Here is a 16,365-nt window from a genome sequence, read left to right on the forward strand (position 1 = left end):
CTGCTGTGCGTAGATTATCAGAGCCTGACACATTTTATCTGCCCCATTTTGCCGGAGAGATCCCTCTGTCCGGCAAGGAAAGGGCCGCAGAGCGTAGCGGCGCTACGGTCAAGGTGCTTGACGCTGCGGGGCAGAGGAATCTCTCGGCCCGAAGGGTTTGCTTTTGGCGGCGTTTAGCTTCGTTACACCGTTTGACCGATGCGCCGCATCGCTCTGCACGCTGTGCCTTGCCAAACGGCACGCCAAAAACAAACAAAATGGAGCAGATAAAATGAGACAGGCTCTAAATTATTTATTCAAATTCAGTGCCGGGCTGGCAGCCTTTTTCCTGATTGCCATCGCACTTTTGATTTTGGCCCAGTCGATTGGCCGTGTGCTTGGCATTGCTGTGCATGATGCCAATGAAATGGCCGGTTTTGCGCTTGCGGCGGGGACGTTTTTGGCGCTTGGCCCGGCATTCCGGGCCGGAACACACATCCGGGTTCAAATCGTGCTGTCGCACCTTAAGGGCGGGTTCCGTCGTGTGATGGAAACCATCACGCTGTGTGCGGCGTCCTTCCTTGGCGGGTATTTCGCATGGTGGGTGAGCGTTTTGGCCGAGGAAAGCTACTCATACGGCGATACCTCGCCTGGGGTTCTGGCCTTTCCGTTGTGGATACCGCAGGCCGCCATGGCCTTTGGGTTGATTGTTTTCACCATCGCAATGATCGAAGCACTGGTTGATACCGTGTGTGGTCGCGCGCCGGCCTTCGCCCGTGGCGAAGCCGTTGAGCTAAACGAGTAGGGCACGGTCATGGATGTACTTCAAATTGGCCTGATCCTGATGGGGCTGTTGTTCCTGTTTCTGGGGGCCGGGCTTTGGGTGGCATTGTCGCTGTTTGCGATTGGTGTGTTTGCGCTGGACTTCTTTACCAGTGCACAAACCGGCCCGATCATCGCGACAACCGCGTGGTCCAGTCTTGCGACGTGGTCGTTGGCACCATTGCCGTTGTTTATCTGGATGGGCGAAATCCTGTTTCGGTCGCGGCTTTCCGAGGACATGTTTACAGGGTTGGCCCCGTGGTTGAACAAGCTTCCCGGGCGGCTGTTGCATGTCAATATTCTGGGGTGCGGTATCTTTGCCGCCGTGTCCGGGTCATCGGCGGCGACGGCTGCCACCATTGGCCGGATGTCGATCCCGGAATTGCGCAAACAGGGGTATCCCGACAAACTGATCCTTGGCACGCTTGCCGGGTCGGGCACGCTTGGCCTTTTGATCCCGCCATCGATCATTTTGATTGTTTATGGTGTGTCGGCGGAACTTTCGATTGCGCGCCTGTTTATTGCCGGTGTTTTGCCCGGTGCGATGCTTATTGTCCTGTTCATGAGCTTTGTCGGCATTTGGGCAACGGTCAATAAGGACAAGATGCCCGCAGCGGAACCGAGCATTCCGTTTGCTGATAAAATCCGTGCATCGGGGCGGTTGATCCCGGTGATCACCCTGATTGCCGCGGTGATTGGATCGATTTACGGCGGGATTGCCACCCCGACCGAGGCGGCGGCATTTGGTGTTGTCGGTGCGTTGATCCTTTCGGGGATTAGCGGGTCGTTAAGCCGTGAAAGCCTGATGGACGGGATTATGGGGGCCACGCGCACATCGTGCATGATCTGCTTTATCCTTGCCGGTGCGGCGGTTTTGACCGTGGCGATGGGCTTTACCGGTATTCCGCGTGAGCTTGCGGCATGGATCGCGCAGATGGATTTGTCGCCCTATGCGTTGCTGGCCGCACTGACCGTGTTCTTTATCGTGCTGGGCTGCTTCCTTGACGGGATTTCGGTGGTGGTTTTGACCACATCGGTGATCCTGCCGATGGTGCAGGCCGCAGGGATCGATCTTTTGTGGTTTGGCATCTATGTGGTGCTGGTGGTTGAAATGTCGCAGATCACCCCGCCGGTTGGTTTCAACCTTTTTGTTTTGCAGGGGCTGACAGGCAAGAACCTGTTTGCCATTGCGCTGGCTGCTTTGCCGTTTTTCTTCCTGCTGTTGTTTGCTGTGGTGCTGATTACCGTTTTCCCGGAAATCGCCACATGGTTGCCACAGCAAATGAACGGCTGACCGGTTTGAATATCTGATCTTTCGTATCGAATTTTTTGACTACAGATGCCCAAGGAGACAGCATCATGGCTTCTCACGCCCAAAACGCCCCCGTTTCGCAGACCACCGGACAGCCAAAATGGCAGTTCTGGATTGATCGCGGCGGTACCTTTACCGATATCGTTGCCCGCAAACCGGACGGGTCGCTTGTCACGCACAAGTTGCTGTCGGAAAACCCGGAACGCTATGCCGATGCCGCCATTCAGGGCATTCGTGAATTGCTTGATGTTCCGGCCGGTGAAAAAATCCCGGGTGAGAAAATCGAAGCGGTTAAAATGGGCACCACTGTTGCCACCAATGCGTTGCTTGAACGCAAAGGCGACCGCACCGCACTGGTGACGACCAAGGGGTTCCGCGATTCATTGCGTCTGGCCTATCAGAACCGCCCGCGCCTGTTTGATCGCAACATCAAGCTGCCGGAAATGCTCTATGAAAGCGTGATTGAGGCCGATGGCCGCTTTGACGCGCAGGGTGAAGAACTTACCGCACTTGATCGCGATGCCCTGCGTACCGAGTTGCAGGCTGTTTACGATGACGGCATTCGCGCCTGTGCCATCGTGTTTATGCATGGGTACCGTTATACCGCGCATGAAAATGCGGCGGCCGAGATTGCACGCGATATCGGGTTTACTCAGGTATCGGTCAGCCATCAGGTCAGCCCGTTGATGAAACTGGTGTCGCGCGGCGATACCACGGTTGTTGATGCGTATCTGTCGCCGATCCTGCGCCGCTATGTTGATCAGGTCGCAAGCGAGCTTGGCGGTGTGAAACTGATGTTCATGCAGTCGAATGGCGGGTTGACGGATGCCGCGAAGTTTCAGGGCAAGGACGCCATTTTGTCGGGCCCGGCGGGCGGTGTTGTCGGCATGGTGCGGACGGCCGAAATGGATGGTTTCAAGCAGGTCATCGGGTTTGACATGGGTGGGACGTCCACCGATGTTTCGCACTATGACGGCGAATATGAACGCGATTTTGAAACGCAGGTTGCCGGGGTGCGCATGCGCGCGCCGATGATGAAAATCCATACGGTTGCCGCCGGTGGCGGGTCGATCCTGCATTTTGATGGCGCGCGTTTCCGCGTTGGTCCCGACAGTGCCGGGGCAAATCCGGGACCAGCGGCCTATCGCCGCGGTGGGCCACTTGCGGTGACCGACATCAACGTCATGCTGGGCAAGGTTCAGCCGGAATTCTTCCCCAATGTGTTTGGCCCCGAGGGCAATGAGCCGCTTGACGCCGATGCGGTGCGCGCCGGGTTTGAGGCCATGGCCGCCAAGATCAAGGACAGCACCGGACAGGTTCGTACCCCCGAAGATGTCGCCGAAGGGTTCCTTCGCATTGCGGTGGAAAACATGGCCAATGCGATCAAGCAAATTTCGGTTCAGCGCGGCTATGACGTCACGGATTACATCCTGCAGTGCTTTGGCGGGGCCGGGGGACAGCATGCCTGTCAGGTGGCCGATACACTTGGCATGACCAAGGTGTTTGTCCATCCGTTTGCCGGTGTTTTGTCAGCCTATGGCATGGGGCTTGCCGACATTCGGGCGATGCGCGAACAGGCGGTTGAGGCCAAGCTTGAAAGTGGTGCATTGGCCGGTCTTGATCAGCAGCTTGATGTGTTGGCCGCAGACGCACGCGGCGAATTGCACGAACAGGGCATTACGGATGCCAAGATCAAGATGCTCAAACGGTTGCATCTGCGTTATGACGGTACGGATACGCCGCTTATCGTTGATTTTGGCGATGTTGATGCGATCAAAGGTCAGTTCGAAGAACAGCACAAACAGCGTTACGGCTTTGTCATGAGTGAAAAACCGCTGGTGGTTGAGGCGGTTGCGGTTGAGGCAGTTGGCGAAACCCAGAGCCTGCCTGACGCCGAAGCCAAGGCAGACAACACCGATGGTGTCGCCCCGGATGCGTTGGCGACCCGTGCGGTGGTGTTTGATGGCACATCGGAAGACACGCCGTTCTATAAACGCGAAGACATGAAACCGGGGGCGACCGTGCGTGGCCCCGCCGTGATTGTCGAGCCGGTTGGCACCACCGTGATTGATCCGGGCTGGGAAGCCAAGGTCAATGCGCGCGATCATTTGGTTCTGACCCGTGTTGTGGCGATGAAACGGTCCGAGGCGATTGGCACACAGGCCGATCCAGTGATGCTTGAGGTGTTCAATAATCTGTTCATGAACATTGCCGAGCAGATGGGCGTGACCCTGGCCAACACGTCATACTCGGTCAACATCAAGGAACGTCTTGATTTCTCCTGTGCGCTGTTTGATCAGGAAGGCCTTCTGATTGCCAATGCGCCGCATATGCCGGTCCATCTGGGATCGATGGGGGAATCGGTTCAGGCGGTCATGCGCAATAATGTCGGCAGCATGAAGGCTGGCGATGTTTATATGCTCAATGATCCGTATAACGGCGGCACGCATTTGCCCGACATCACCCTGATCACCCCGGTGTTTGGCGATGATGGCAAGGATATCCTGTTCTATGTCGCGTCACGTGGGCACCATGCCGATGTTGGCGGGATCACGCCGGGCTCGATGGCGCCAAATTCCCGCATTCTTGAAGAAGAAGGTGTCTTGATTGACAACTTCAAACTGGTTGATCAGGGCAAGTTTGATGAACCGGGCCTGACGGGCTTGCTTGAGGGGGCGAAATATCCGGCACGTAACCCCTATCAAAATATTGCCGATTTGCGCGCGCAGATTGCGGCCAATGAAAAGGGTGTGCAGGAACTGCGCAAGATGGTTGATCACTTTGGCCTTGAAGTTGTGCATGCCTATATGGGCCATGTGCAGGACAACGCCGAAGAAAGCGTACGGCGCGTGATAGATAATCTTGAAGGTGGCGAGTTCTCCTATGAAATGGATAATGGCGCGGTCGTAAAGGCCAAGGTCACCATCCATAAGGAAACCCGATCCGCCACGGTTGATTTCACCGGCACATCCGATCAGCTTGATAACAACTTCAATGCGCCGTCGGCGGTGACCCGGGCAGCGGTCCTTTATGTCTTCCGGACATTGGTTGATGATGACATTCCGCTCAATGCCGGGTGTCTGAAACCGGTCGATCTGATCGTGCCCGAAGGATCAATGCTAAACCCGGTTTACCCGGCCGCCGTCGTTGCCGGGAACGTGGAAACATCCCAGCATGTGACTGATACGCTCTATGCCGCCCTTGGCGTGATGTCGGGCGCGCAAGGGACCATGAACAACTTCACCTGGGGCAATGATACCCATCAGTATTATGAAACCATCTGTGGTGGTTCGGGTGCTGGTCCCGGTTTTGATGGCACCAGTGGGGTTCACACCCATATGACCAACTCGCGCCTGACAGATCCAGAAGTACTTGAATGGCGTTTCCCGGTGATGCTGGAAAGCTTTGAAATCCGGCAAAATTCCGGTGGGAATGGTGAGTTCAAGGGCGGCAATGGCACAACGCGCCGGGTCCGTTTCCTTGAAGACATGACCGCATCGATCCTGTCAAACCACCGTCGCGTTCCCAATCAGGCGGTCGCAGGCGGGGAGCCGGGAAAACTTGGCCGCAATGCGATTGAACGCGTTGATGGCACGGTTGAGGAGCTTAAAGGAACCGACGGGGCGCAAATGCATCCCGGTGATGTCTTTATCATCGAAACCCCGGGGGGCGGGGGCTACGGCAAGGCTTGATCGTAGCACCTGTCACTTAAGATCAGTTGGGAATAGAGCCCACCAAAACATGGGTCGCCGGGAAACCGGCGGCCTTTTTTTGTGTCTGATGTCATGGATGTCATGGCAGTGTCATTGTTGGTGAAATTGACAACACTTCGTTTGTGTTGGTATAAATACCAACATGAAAGCCAATTTGCTTATGCGTGAGCGTCATCAGCTTGCGCCAGATGCTTTTGTTGAAATGCGCATTTGGCGGGTGCCGCAATCGGTGCGTGGTTCTGCGCATATGTTCAAATATGCGCTGGCTTATGTCGTCGCCGGGGAATGTGTCCTTCGCTATGACAACGAAGCTGGCAAGGGTGACCACAGGCATATTGGCGATGTTGAAATATCCTATGACTTTTCGACACCGGCGCAATTGCTGCGTGATTTCTGGGCCGATGTCGATGGATGGAGGCGGATATGACCACCGATAACACTTCCAATACGGTAACTCTTTCGGTTGCGTCGCGCGATGATGTGACCAAGCGTGCGCTTGCTGCCTTTGACGGCACGGCGCAGGGGGCGCATATCTCGTTCGCATCGGTTGAGTTGCTGTGGCAAACCATGACGCCCAAACGATGGGACTTACTCAAAGTCATGACCGGACAGGGGGCGATGAGCATGCGTGAAGCTGCCAGGCGGGTTGGTCGGGATGTCAAAACGGTTCATGGGGATGTTCATGCCTTGCTGAACGCTGGCGTTCTTGACCGGGAGGAAAATGGCCAGATAACGTTTCCTTTTGATGCCGTGCATGTCGATTTTACGCTGACGACGGCAGCGTAAATCTGAAAATCTGGAAATCGGGCCCGCTGCGATCACGCCATATCGCACCAATTTGACAGGATGAGAGCACCGTGAAATTTTTCATATTGAACCAGCGCTATTTCGTGATCGCCAGTGTTGCGCTTTTGACAGCCGTTTTTGTGATCTGTGCTGGCGTGGTCAACAGTTGGTTCTGGGTGCCTGCCGTTATCTTTGGCGCCCTGTTGCTGGTCGGGTTTCATGACTTGCGCCAGAACAAGCATTCGATCCTGCGCAACTATCCCATAAGCGCGCATATCCGCTTTATCCTTGAAAGCTTCCGCCCGGAAATTCGTCAGTACCTGCTGGAAAGCGATCAGGATCAAATCCCGTTCAGCCGTCAGTCGCGCGGGCTTGTCTATCAGCGTGCCAAGGGGGCCGAGGACAAACGCCCGTTTGGCACCATCGAGGATGTTTATAAATCGGGCTATGCTTGGCTGACCCATTCGGTTGCGCCGACCACCATTCCCGACAGCGATTTTCGCGTTCGGGTCGGAGGCCCCAATTGCAAGCAACCCTATCAGGCAAGCATTTATAACATCTCGGCGATGAGTTTCGGCTCCCTGTCAGGCAATGCGATTTTGGCACTGAACAAGGGTGCCAAGAAGGGCGGCTTTGCGCATGATACCGGGGAAGGCAGCGTTTCACGCTATCACCGCGAAGGCGGTGGTGATCTGATCTATCAGGTGGCATCCGGGTATTTTGGGTGCCGTAATGACGATGGCAGTTTTTCCGAAGAAAAGTTTGCTGAAACAGCCGCTGACCCGCAGGTCAAAATGATCGAGGTGAAACTCAGCCAAGGGGCCAAACCCGGGCACGGCGGGATGTTGCCAGCGGCGAAGATCACCAAGGAAATTTCCGATGCGCGCGGCATTCCCATGGGCATTGATTGCATTTCACCCGCCGCGCACAGCACATTTTCAACCCCGATTGGCCTGATGGAATTCATCGGCCGGTTGCGCGATCTTTCGGGTGGCAAACCGGTCGGGTTCAAGCTGTGCATCGGGCATCGCCGTGAATTTATGAGCATCCTTAAAGCGATGCTTAAAACCGGCATCGTGCCTGATTTTATCGTGGTCGATGGCAAGGAAGGCGGCACCGGGGCAGCCCCGGTTGAGTTTGTCAATCACGTCGGCATGCCGATGCATGAGGGGCTTACCTTTGTGCATAATGCGCTGCGCGGGGCGGGGCTTCGTGAACAGGTGAAAGTGGGGGCGGCGGGCAAGATCGTGTCGGCCTTTGACATTGCGCGTACCCTTGCCCTTGGCGCGGACTGGTGTAATGCGGCGCGCGGTTTCATGTTTGCGCTGGGCTGTATTCAGGCCCAGTCATGCCATACCAACTGCTGCCCGGTCGGGATTGCAACGCAGGATAAAATCCGTCAGCGTGCGCTTGACCCGGGTGATAAAAGTGAACGTGTGGCGCGGTTCCATAAAAATACCATGCATGCCCTTGCTGAAATTACCGGGGCGGCGGGCCTTCATGATCCGCGCAATTTCATGCCCTATCACTTCATGGTCCGGCAAAAGGACAATGAGTTTGTTGATGGCAATGAAGCCTATCCCTATCTGCCCGAAGGCTTCCTTGTTGCCGATACGGAAATCGAGGAACTCCATGACTGGCATTCGCGCTGGGATCGTGCGTCACCTGAAACCTTCGCGCCCAAGGAAATTCCGTTTGGGCCGTATAAACGGCACAAGGATGACACGACCGAGAAAGCGGCTCAATAAGGAGGATGCCCAATGGCAGTAAAACGCATTGTGTCAAACTTCGCGGTTACGGATATCGCCAAGGCCAAAGCCTTTTATGAGGATATTCTGGGTCTTTCGACCGTCATGGATCACGGCTGGATCAGGACGTTTGCCGCCGCGGGTGAAACCATGACCACACAGGTCAATTTCGCCACCGAAGGCGGATCGGGCACCCCGGTTCCCGACATGTCGATTGAGGTCGATGATCTTGAAGAAACACTGGGTCGGATGACGGCTGCCGGTATCGAAATCGAATATGGCCCGGTCGATGAGCCATGGGGTGTCAGGCGGTTTTATGTCCGCGACCCGTTTGGCAAGTTGGTTAATATCCTTGAGCATAAATGATAAAAAGCCCGGTCTTGTGAGATGACCGGGCTTTGTCATTAGCGTTGGAACAATTCTGCGCGGACCGCAACCAGCCCTTCACGGGTTATGCGATATGGCGCGCCTCCGTGTGAACGGATAAAGCGGCGTTTACGCAGTTTCTTGAAAACCTCGATCGTGCAGGCGGTCAGAAACCAGCCGTCGCGTGTGATGCAATCTGCTTCGAGGATATGGTTTTTGTCGTCCTTGATCACTTTGATCAGGCCGCCCTGTGCGAGTACATGAAGCACGCGCTGTTCATTTTTCGATATATTCAATGGTCAGAGTCCGAAAACCAGTAAGAAAAGCGGTTTCCGATCGGGACAGGCACAACAGTACCGGTCACGCACCCCCCAATGAATGATTGGGCATGCGATCCGATCTGCTGATCAGCGGTCTGGATAAGGTTAGACTGTCAAACCGCGATCAGCGGCTGCGCCGGGACTCTGACATAAAAACTCCGATGAAGTATGTGGACGCAAATTGTCGGTTTGCGTGTCTATTGTCAAGCCGCGCGCTGCATTTCGACAGTTGGAATGTCACGGTCGGGGACCGGGCCGGTCACAAGGAAGCCGAATTTGCGGTAGAATGCCTTGGCGCGTTCGTTGTGCGCGACCACGGTCAAGCGCACATTGCTGCGCGCGCCATGTTCGGCCAGCGCATCAAGGGCGGCGATCATGAGCGCCTTGCCTGCACCACTGCCGTGTGATGCCGGATCAACCATGATCCAGTCGATTTCCGGGCTTTCGTGAATGGCGATCACGTAGCCAAGAAGATGTTCGTCCGCGGTGGCGACATAGACAGAGTGATTTTCGCTGCCAAGCGCATATTGGAAAACATCGGTCGATTTGGCGACATAGGCGGCAACGGTTTTGGCCGCAGAATCCCCCATGCCTTCGATGAAATAGGTTGAATCTGTCGCGCGCTTTGTCAGGTCGCGGATGAGAGAAAGATCGTTGGCAGTGCCTTTGCGGATCTGCATTTTTTATAAAAGCTCGTGCTCGTTATTTTGGTTGGGGTGTAAATGACCCAGCGTTCAGTGTCGCCTAAATTTCATACCATGTGGTTAATGTCCAGACTTCTGAACATCAGATTTCTGTGTTGTTTAGCGATGGATGCCGTGCATCTGGCACTGTGACCGGGCCCTTTGGCCCTATGAGGCGGTGTTATTTACGACGGCGTTTTTTATCGCGGTACATTTCAAGATCGGTCACGGCAATCATGTCCTCAAGACTTTGATTGACCGGATCAAAAAACACCGATGCACCCGAACTGATTTCCGGGGTTTCGCGGATCGGTGTTTTTGCCTTGGGGACCGATAGTTTGGCATTGGCAAGCGCATTGCGCACGCGGGCGATGATTGTCGTCAAATCACCGCGATTGCGCACATACCCCAGAACGGCAAACTCATCGCCGCCCATGCGGCCACAAATGTCGACTTCGCGGATGCTTTCGGTGATGGCCTTGCCAACCGCACGCAGGGCTGCATCGCCAGCGGCATGGCCGTAATCATCGTTCCAGTGTTTCATGTCATCAAGATCAATGAAAATGATCCCGATGTTGTGGTGATAGCGTTTGGCGATGCGGATTTTCTGATGGGCCAGCATTTCAAATCCGGCGCGGTTGTTCAGGCCGGTTAACGGGTCTGACATCGAAATATTGCGCATGATCTGGTATTGCTCATACAGGCGCAAATCGGCCTCGATCAGGTCGCGGAAACATTCAAGAAGTTCAAGCTGGCGTTTGTCATATCCGGTGGGTTTGGTGTCAAACACGCACAGGGTGCCAAACACCACGCCATTGGGCCAAAACAGCGGCACCCCGTAATAGGATACATACCCATCTTCGGTCAGTTCGGGGTTATCAGCCCACTCGGGCTTGCCTGTGGCATCGGGTTCATAAAACGATGCCTTGGTTTGTGCGACGCGGCGGCAGTAAATGTTGCTGCTGGCGGGTTCGGACTTGCCCGATAGTTTGCGGTTGGGGTTTGCGTCATTCTGGCTGGTCAAGGCGGCGCGAAAGCCAAGTTTGTCATTGTATTCGACAACATAGCCCGCCGTGGCCCCCAAAAGCCCCGTCATCAGGTCAACAGCACGTTGCCACTTGTCCATTGAAGACAGCATGGCTTCATCATTTGCCAGCCAGTCCTGTGTTTTCAGGGTCACCATCGAGACTGCTTTCACTTCTTGGCGTGATCATGGAGCATCAATGGCCTTAACTGACATGTGGTGCCCCCGCTATCTTCATATTTGTCTGATGAAGGTTAAGAACAAGCTTTCTTTTCCATGATTTAGGGGCTGTGGGATGTGTTTTTTGTCGTCGTGGGCAGTTCAATAATCTGTATTTTCGGATTGTCGGTCAGATTGTTGCCCCTTTTACTTGCGATTGCAGGAGACAGGTTTCAAACTTGATCGGACTTTCCAATTGGCCGAACCAAGATTGATTAAAGATAAAACAGGAGACGCCCCGATGGCAGACGTGATCGATTACACGATCCATGGTGAAGAAATGCAGTTGGTGGAGATCGAACTTGATCCGGGCGAGGGGGTTCGGGCCGAAGCCGGGGCCATGATGTATATGTCCGACGGCATTGCCATGCAGACTGGTACGGGTGGCGGCATCTTTTCCGGCTTTAAGCGCATGCTGACCGGCGAGGGGTTCTTTATCACCAGTTTCGTGCATGAAGGTCAGAACAAGGGGCATGTTGCCTTTGCCGCCCCTTATCCGGGCAAGGTGGTGCCGCTTGATCTTGCGACCTATGGCGGGGAAATCATCTGCCAAAAGGATGCTTTTTTGTGTGCGGCGGCGGGCATTGATATTGATATCGCCTTTTCCAAGAAAATCGGGGCCGGGTTGTTTGGCGGCGAAGGGTTTATTCTGCAACGCCTGACCGGTGATGGGCTGGCGTTCATGCATGCCGGGGGCACGATCATTAAAAAGGAACTGCAACCGGGCCAGACGTTGCGCGTTGATACCGGGGCGCTGGTGGCACTGACGCCGTCGGTGGATTATTCGATCAAGTTTATTGGTGGCTTTACCAATGCGCTGTTTGGTGGCGAAGGGCTTTTTGTCACCACCCTTGAAGGGCCGGGAACGGTCTGGTTGCAAAGCTTGCCGTTTGCGCGGCTGGCGGACCGGATTGCCGCAGCCTTGCCGCAAGATCGCAATAAGGGGTAATTCCCGCGTGCTGAGACGGACAATGGATCAGGCTGCTCACCATGTGGTGGGCGGCTTTTTTTTGCATTTTCTGGGTAAAAGGTAATACCAATTTCGACCATCTCGGCGTAGGGTGGGCGAAATCATTTAAGGTCGCCCGAGCAGATCGATGGTCCATCCCCACATTCAAATGGGCCATTGTGCGTTCAGGCAAACCTGATTGCCACCCGGACCAAGGGGGCAAAGCCCCGAAAATACGAGGAACGTCATGTCGGATCGTCAATATGAACGCATTGAAACCCCGGAAAGCCTGATCAGCACCTTGCGCGAGATGCTTGGAGATCGGCTTTCGACAGCGGCGGCTGTGCTTGAGCAGCATGGCAAGGATGAAAGCTGGCACGCAGCATCGCCGCCCGATGCGGTTGTTTTTGCCACCACGACCGAGGAAGTCGCCGAGGTGGTTAAACTCTGTGCCGCGCATGAGGTTCCGATAGTGCCGTTTGGCGTTGGATCGTCGCTTGAAGGCCATGTTGCGGCCTTGCGCGGGGGGATTTGTATTGATCTGTCGCGCATGGACGCGATTTTGGAGGTCAATAACGAGGACCTTGATTGCCGGGTTCAGGCCGGTGTCACCCGTGAACAGCTTAATGATCACTTGCGTGATACCGGTTTGTTTTTCCCGATTGATCCGGGGGCGAATGCATCCATCGGCGGCATGACGGCAACCCGCGCATCGGGCACCAATGCGGTGCGCTATGGCACCATGCGCGAGAACGTCTTGAACCTGACGGTGGTGACACCGGATGGTAAAATCATCAAGACCGCCAATCGGGCGCGTAAATCATCGGCGGGTTATGACCTGACGCGGTTGTTTGTCGGGTCCGAAGGCACCCTTGGTGTGATCACGGAAATCGCCTTGAAGCTGTATGGCATCCCCGAGGCGATGTCGGCGGCGGTGTGCGTCTTTCCGTCGGTTGCAGCCGCGGTTGATACCACGATCCTGACCATTCAGGCGGGTATTCCGGTCGCACGCATTGAGTTTCTCGATGAAATGCAAATCCGGGCGATCAATAAATATTCCAAAACCGATCATAAAGAAGCGCCGACCTTGTTCTTTGAATTCCATGGTACGGATGCCGGGGTGAAGGAGCAGGCGGAATTTGTGCAATCGGTTGCCGAAGAATTCGGGGCCGAGGAATTCCAGTGGGCGACCCGTCAGGAAGACCGCAATAAACTGTGGGCGGCACGCCACAAGGCTTATTACGCGTCGCTTCAGCTTGAGCCGGGTAAGGCGGGCATGCCGACCGATGTTTGTGTGCCGATTTCAAAACTGGCCGAAGCGATTTCCGAGACCCGTGCCGATTGTGATGCCAGCCCGTTGACCTGCACGATTGTTGGTCATGTCGGGGATGGTAATTTCCATACCCTGATCCTGCTTGATCCCGAAGATGCCGGTCAGATGGCCGAGGCAAAGCGCCTTCATGACCGGATGGTCGAACGTGCGCTTAAACTGGGCGGGACCTGTACCGGGGAACATGGCATTGGCTATGGCAAGCTTGATTTCATGGAAGCCGAGCACGGGGCCGATACGATTGCGCTGATGCGTGCGCTTAAAAACGCGATTGATCCCAAAGGTCTGATGAATCCGGGGAAGCTTATTCCCGGTCTTTGATATCATCAGACTATTTATGATTGATGCGAAAAACGGGGCCTTTTGCGCCCCGTTTTTGTTTTGGTTAGAACCGGAACGACAGGGAAAGTGATCCGAACTGGTCAGCACCATCCTGTGCGGTATATTCGGCGGTGCGATACACATGGGTATAGGTCAAACGTGCCTGACCCATGATCACGGCAAAGCCGATTTGCAGATCCCCGACCAGCGGTTCCTTGTCGACGGAATTACTGTCCTGGAACGTATTGCCATCAAGCGTGATATCACGTGCGACATACCGCCCGGCGACCCCGGCAAACAGATACCCACTTAGTGGGAAGCCCTCGGTATCGGGGACGAAGAAATCAGATCCCGGCAAGCTGGGGCGAATGCGCGGCGGACCGTAATCGGCAGGCAAGTCAAACCCCATGCGAAACATCGTGCCGACCTCGGCATTGGTAAAGGCATTGCCAAGCGACACAGCCCCGTGCGGGGTGGCATCAAATTCGATCCCGGCAATGTCGGCTTCAAACCAGCTGCGGTATTTGCGTTCATAGGTCAGGTTCAGCAGCGGTTCGTTTTCGATCTGATTGTCCCAGCCTTCGGGGGCAGGGCTGTTGATGTTTTTGTGAACGATTTTCTGTGTTTTGTCGGCAAGCGATGCTGGCCCGACCACGCCCAGTGTCAGTTCAAGCGTATCAATCCGCGAATAGTTGCCGTCACCATCATTTTGCAATCCGGTATCGGACAACAGCCCGACCGTACCGGCCAGAATACCGGCCCATGGACGATCATCGGGCTGGTTTTCGGCAATTGTGATGTCGTCGGGCGTGTACATGGTCTGGCCGAAGGAATAGCTGGTTCGAATGCGACCGTTCGAGGCAAAGAATGGAACTTTTTTGGCAGCAGTGAGGAAGGATGCCGGTGCGGAATCCTCAGGCGAGATAAAGGCAAGACGCACGCCATTGGTGTAATGCTGATCACTGTTGGTCGGTGTGAATACGTCATTTTCCACCGAGAGCGACACCCCCCATTTTTCATCCGGGGTTCGGGTCGATTGCGGTCCGCTGGCTGTGTTTTCCTGCGCACTGACATGCTGCGTTGCTGCGATCAGGCTGAGCAATGAAACCGATAGGGCCGCAGGATACTGGATGGCTCTGGGCAATGGCATGGTGGGTTCTACTCGCTCAATCGGCTTTGTTGTTGGAATTTCAAACCAAATTCAATTCTGATTTTGCCCAATTTATGGCGCAGTGTCGCATAGTTAACGCATCCGTCCACAGTTAACATAAACTCGCTCGACGCGCGATTGTTCCCATCTGGGCTAAATCGGGCGCAAACGTTCATCGGGTGTTTGCTGTCGTACAGGAAAAGAGCCCGCAAATCGTCGGTGAAAGAAACAGGACGAGGTTACGGGCTTAACGTCAAGCGCCCGCCCGTTTGATCGATCATGTGATCCCAGGGCAGGCGCCTTTATTAACGATGCTATGCGTGATGTCTTATGGCAGTTTAGGCCGTTTTGCGGCGCAGGCGCGCGACATCTGTTTGGCTTGTATCAATCAGCCCGCGATAGGCATGCCAGCTTGAGAAGCCCAGAAGCGGCATGATGACAGCCATGCCAAACAAAAACACAACCATGCCACATGCCGACAGGATGGCGATCACCGCCGCCCAGCCGGTCAGGACTTTCCAGTTTTTGCGAAATGCCGCGACACTGATGATAACAGCCGTGATGACATCAACGTCGCGATCAACCAGCAAAGGTATCGACACGACCGAAACCGCAAAAACCATGATGGCCAATGCACCGCCAAGGATGCTTCCGGTGATCAGGAAGGTCATGGCGTCACGCGAAAAGAAGGTTTCCCACACCAGCACATCAAGCGATGGCACCGTGCCATTATAAAACAAGGCAAACAGCAACATCGCAATACGTGTCCACACCAAGAAGAACAGCATCAACATAATGCCGATGGCACCAATTTGGCCCGGGTTGCGGCGAAACCCGTTCAGGCTGTGCCACAGGGTGACGTTCTCGCCCATTTCAAGGCGGCGACTGGTTTCATAAAGCCCGACGGCCAGAAGCGGGGCGAGCAGCATAAAGCCTGCCGCCAAGGGTAAGGTCAGATGAAGTTGCCCAGTTCGAAAGATGCTCAGGACCACAAGATAGCCTGCAAGAACACAGAATGCGCCATAGGCCAACCCGATGGCAGGGGCACGTTTAAAATCACGCCAGCCTGCTTCAAGCCATGCACCGGACTGATCGGTGGTGATTTCGCGAATGGCGATGCCGCTTATTGTGGGTTCGACCGTATTGTTTGTCTTTACGATTGTTGTTTCGGTCATGGGTGTCCTCCCTGTCGCTTTGGCCGGTTTGATTTGGCCCGTCTCATTTGGCGTGTCGCTTTTTGCAAAACGATCTTTTGATCTGCCTGAAAGTCAGGATTGAATTTAGTGGTGTGTAAAATGTATCATTTTAAGGGCGGATTTCCACCATCCCGTTGATTTTAAAGCATGTATAAAGAATGTGTGATGTGCCATTCTGATGAAATTGGGTTATGTTCCCGCATGCTGTGGGATTGTTTGGATTGGTTAAAAAATCAGATTTTAATCAGTCTGGATGCTTGATCACGGCGTATGACCCATACAGATGACATGGGATGTGGACAATTGGGGCGATAAGACCCATCTGAACATCGGAAAACCAATCGGACGGTCTGTGAACAATCTCTCGCCATTTTCTATTGCGAGACGTAATACGAACCCTATGCTTTGGGGCCTGACCCGAAACTTGAAATCGAACCTTAAAAGGTC

General features: G+C 54.7%; 14 protein-coding genes. 9 read left to right on the forward strand and 5 right to left on the reverse strand.

Annotated elements, in window-relative coordinates; translation table 11 throughout:
- The first annotated feature begins 271 nt into the window (after positions 1–271).
- The 7 genes from K355_RS0114790 to K355_RS0114820 all read left to right on the forward strand — a co-directional run bounded on the left by K355_RS0114790 (position 272) and on the right by K355_RS0114820 (position 8,726).
- Complete coding sequence (locus K355_RS0114790; RefSeq protein ID WP_028791633.1) at positions 272–784, forward strand: TRAP transporter small permease; 513 nt, start codon at positions 272–274, stop codon at positions 782–784.
- A 9-nt stretch (positions 785–793) separates the two neighbouring features.
- Entirely contained in the window at positions 794–2,095 is a 1,302-nt protein-coding gene (locus tag K355_RS0114795; RefSeq protein ID WP_022732935.1) for a TRAP transporter large permease, read from the forward strand.
- 65 nt (positions 2,096–2,160) lie between these two features.
- A complete protein-coding gene (locus tag K355_RS0114800) occupies positions 2,161–5,805 on the forward strand; it encodes a hydantoinase B/oxoprolinase family protein (RefSeq protein ID WP_022732936.1) in 3,645 nt (1,214 codons plus the stop codon).
- A gap of 163 nt (positions 5,806–5,968) precedes the next feature.
- A complete protein-coding gene (locus K355_RS0114805) occupies positions 5,969–6,253 on the forward strand; it encodes a toxin-antitoxin system TumE family protein (RefSeq protein WP_022732937.1) in 285 nt (94 codons plus the stop codon).
- Positions 6,250–6,612 (forward strand): HVO_A0114 family putative DNA-binding protein, encoded by a 363-nt coding sequence (locus K355_RS0114810; RefSeq protein WP_022732938.1) that lies wholly within the window; start codon positions 6,250–6,252, stop codon positions 6,610–6,612. The genes K355_RS0114805 and K355_RS0114810 overlap by 4 nt, the downstream gene beginning before the upstream one ends.
- A gap of 71 nt (positions 6,613–6,683) precedes the next feature.
- Positions 6,684–8,360, forward strand: coding sequence for an FMN-binding glutamate synthase family protein (locus K355_RS0114815; RefSeq protein WP_022732939.1), 1,677 nt, complete (start codon positions 6,684–6,686; stop codon positions 8,358–8,360).
- Between the two features lie 12 nt (positions 8,361–8,372).
- Positions 8,373–8,726 (forward strand): VOC family protein, encoded by a 354-nt coding sequence (locus K355_RS0114820; RefSeq protein WP_022732940.1) that lies wholly within the window; start codon positions 8,373–8,375, stop codon positions 8,724–8,726.
- Between the two features lie 38 nt (positions 8,727–8,764).
- Here K355_RS0114820 and K355_RS0114825 read toward each other — a convergent pair whose 3' ends face one another.
- The 3 genes from K355_RS0114825 to K355_RS0114835 all read right to left on the reverse strand — a co-directional run bounded on the left by K355_RS0114825 (position 8,765) and on the right by K355_RS0114835 (position 10,912).
- Positions 8,765–9,022, reverse strand: a complete 258-nt coding sequence (locus K355_RS0114825; protein WP_022732941.1) for a YjhX family toxin — start codon at positions 9,020–9,022, stop codon at positions 8,765–8,767.
- 227 nt (positions 9,023–9,249) lie between these two features.
- Positions 9,250–9,726 (reverse strand): GNAT family N-acetyltransferase, encoded by a 477-nt coding sequence (locus K355_RS0114830; RefSeq protein ID WP_022732942.1) that lies wholly within the window; start codon positions 9,724–9,726, stop codon positions 9,250–9,252.
- A 184-nt stretch (positions 9,727–9,910) separates the two neighbouring features.
- Positions 9,911–10,912 (reverse strand): sensor domain-containing diguanylate cyclase, encoded by a 1,002-nt coding sequence (locus tag K355_RS0114835; RefSeq protein WP_022732943.1) that lies wholly within the window; start codon positions 10,910–10,912, stop codon positions 9,911–9,913.
- Positions 10,913–11,213: 301 nt separating this feature from the next.
- Between K355_RS0114835 and K355_RS0114840 the strand changes: the two genes are divergently transcribed.
- On the forward strand, positions 11,214–11,921 hold the full coding sequence (locus K355_RS0114840) for a TIGR00266 family protein (RefSeq protein WP_022732944.1): 708 nt from the start codon (positions 11,214–11,216) through the stop codon (positions 11,919–11,921).
- Between the two features lie 247 nt (positions 11,922–12,168).
- Positions 12,169–13,572, forward strand: coding sequence for an FAD-linked oxidase C-terminal domain-containing protein (locus K355_RS0114845; RefSeq protein WP_022732945.1), 1,404 nt, complete (start codon positions 12,169–12,171; stop codon positions 13,570–13,572).
- Between the two features lie 64 nt (positions 13,573–13,636).
- Here the strand turns inward: K355_RS0114845 and K355_RS0114850 are convergent, their stop codons facing one another.
- The gene (locus K355_RS0114850) at positions 13,637–14,722 is read right to left on the reverse strand and encodes a lipid A deacylase LpxR family protein (RefSeq protein WP_022732946.1); all 1,086 of its coding nucleotides are present in this window, start codon (positions 14,720–14,722) and stop codon (positions 13,637–13,639) included.
- 338 nt (positions 14,723–15,060) lie between these two features.
- Positions 15,061–15,897 carry a DUF2189 domain-containing protein gene (locus K355_RS0114855; protein ID WP_022732947.1) on the reverse strand — a complete coding sequence of 279 codons (837 nt, stop codon included), beginning with the start codon at positions 15,895–15,897 and terminating at the stop codon, positions 15,061–15,063.
- Positions 15,898–16,365: the final 468 nt, after the last annotated feature.

Origin of the sequence: Thalassospira lucentensis MCCC 1A00383 = DSM 14000, from assembly GCF_000421265.1 — a bacterium.
Taxonomy (GTDB): Bacteria; Pseudomonadota; Alphaproteobacteria; order Rhodospirillales; family Thalassospiraceae; genus Thalassospira; species Thalassospira lucentensis.

Coding starts and splice junctions, on each gene's coding strand:
- K355_RS0114830 (WP_022732942.1), bottom strand. CDS start 9,726: ATGCAGATCCGCAAAGGCACTGCCAACGATCTTTCTCTCATCCGCGAC.
- K355_RS0114805 (WP_022732937.1), top strand. CDS start 5,969: ATGAAAGCCAATTTGCTTATGCGTGAGCGTCATCAGCTTGCGCCAGAT.
- K355_RS0114800 (WP_022732936.1), top strand. CDS start 2,161: ATGGCTTCTCACGCCCAAAACGCCCCCGTTTCGCAGACCACCGGACAG.
- K355_RS0114845 (WP_022732945.1), top strand. CDS start 12,169: ATGTCGGATCGTCAATATGAACGCATTGAAACCCCGGAAAGCCTGATC.
- K355_RS0114820 (WP_022732940.1), top strand. CDS start 8,373: ATGGCAGTAAAACGCATTGTGTCAAACTTCGCGGTTACGGATATCGCC.
- K355_RS0114855 (WP_022732947.1), bottom strand. CDS start 15,897: ATGACCGAAACAACAATCGTAAAGACAAACAATACGGTCGAACCCACA.
- K355_RS0114795 (WP_022732935.1), top strand. CDS start 794: ATGGATGTACTTCAAATTGGCCTGATCCTGATGGGGCTGTTGTTCCTG.
- K355_RS0114835 (WP_022732943.1), bottom strand. CDS start 10,912: ATGGTGACCCTGAAAACACAGGACTGGCTGGCAAATGATGAAGCCATG.
- K355_RS0114840 (WP_022732944.1), top strand. CDS start 11,214: ATGGCAGACGTGATCGATTACACGATCCATGGTGAAGAAATGCAGTTG.
- K355_RS0114850 (WP_022732946.1), bottom strand. CDS start 14,722: ATGCCATTGCCCAGAGCCATCCAGTATCCTGCGGCCCTATCGGTTTCA.
- K355_RS0114790 (WP_028791633.1), top strand. CDS start 272: ATGAGACAGGCTCTAAATTATTTATTCAAATTCAGTGCCGGGCTGGCA.
- K355_RS0114810 (WP_022732938.1), top strand. CDS start 6,250: ATGACCACCGATAACACTTCCAATACGGTAACTCTTTCGGTTGCGTCG.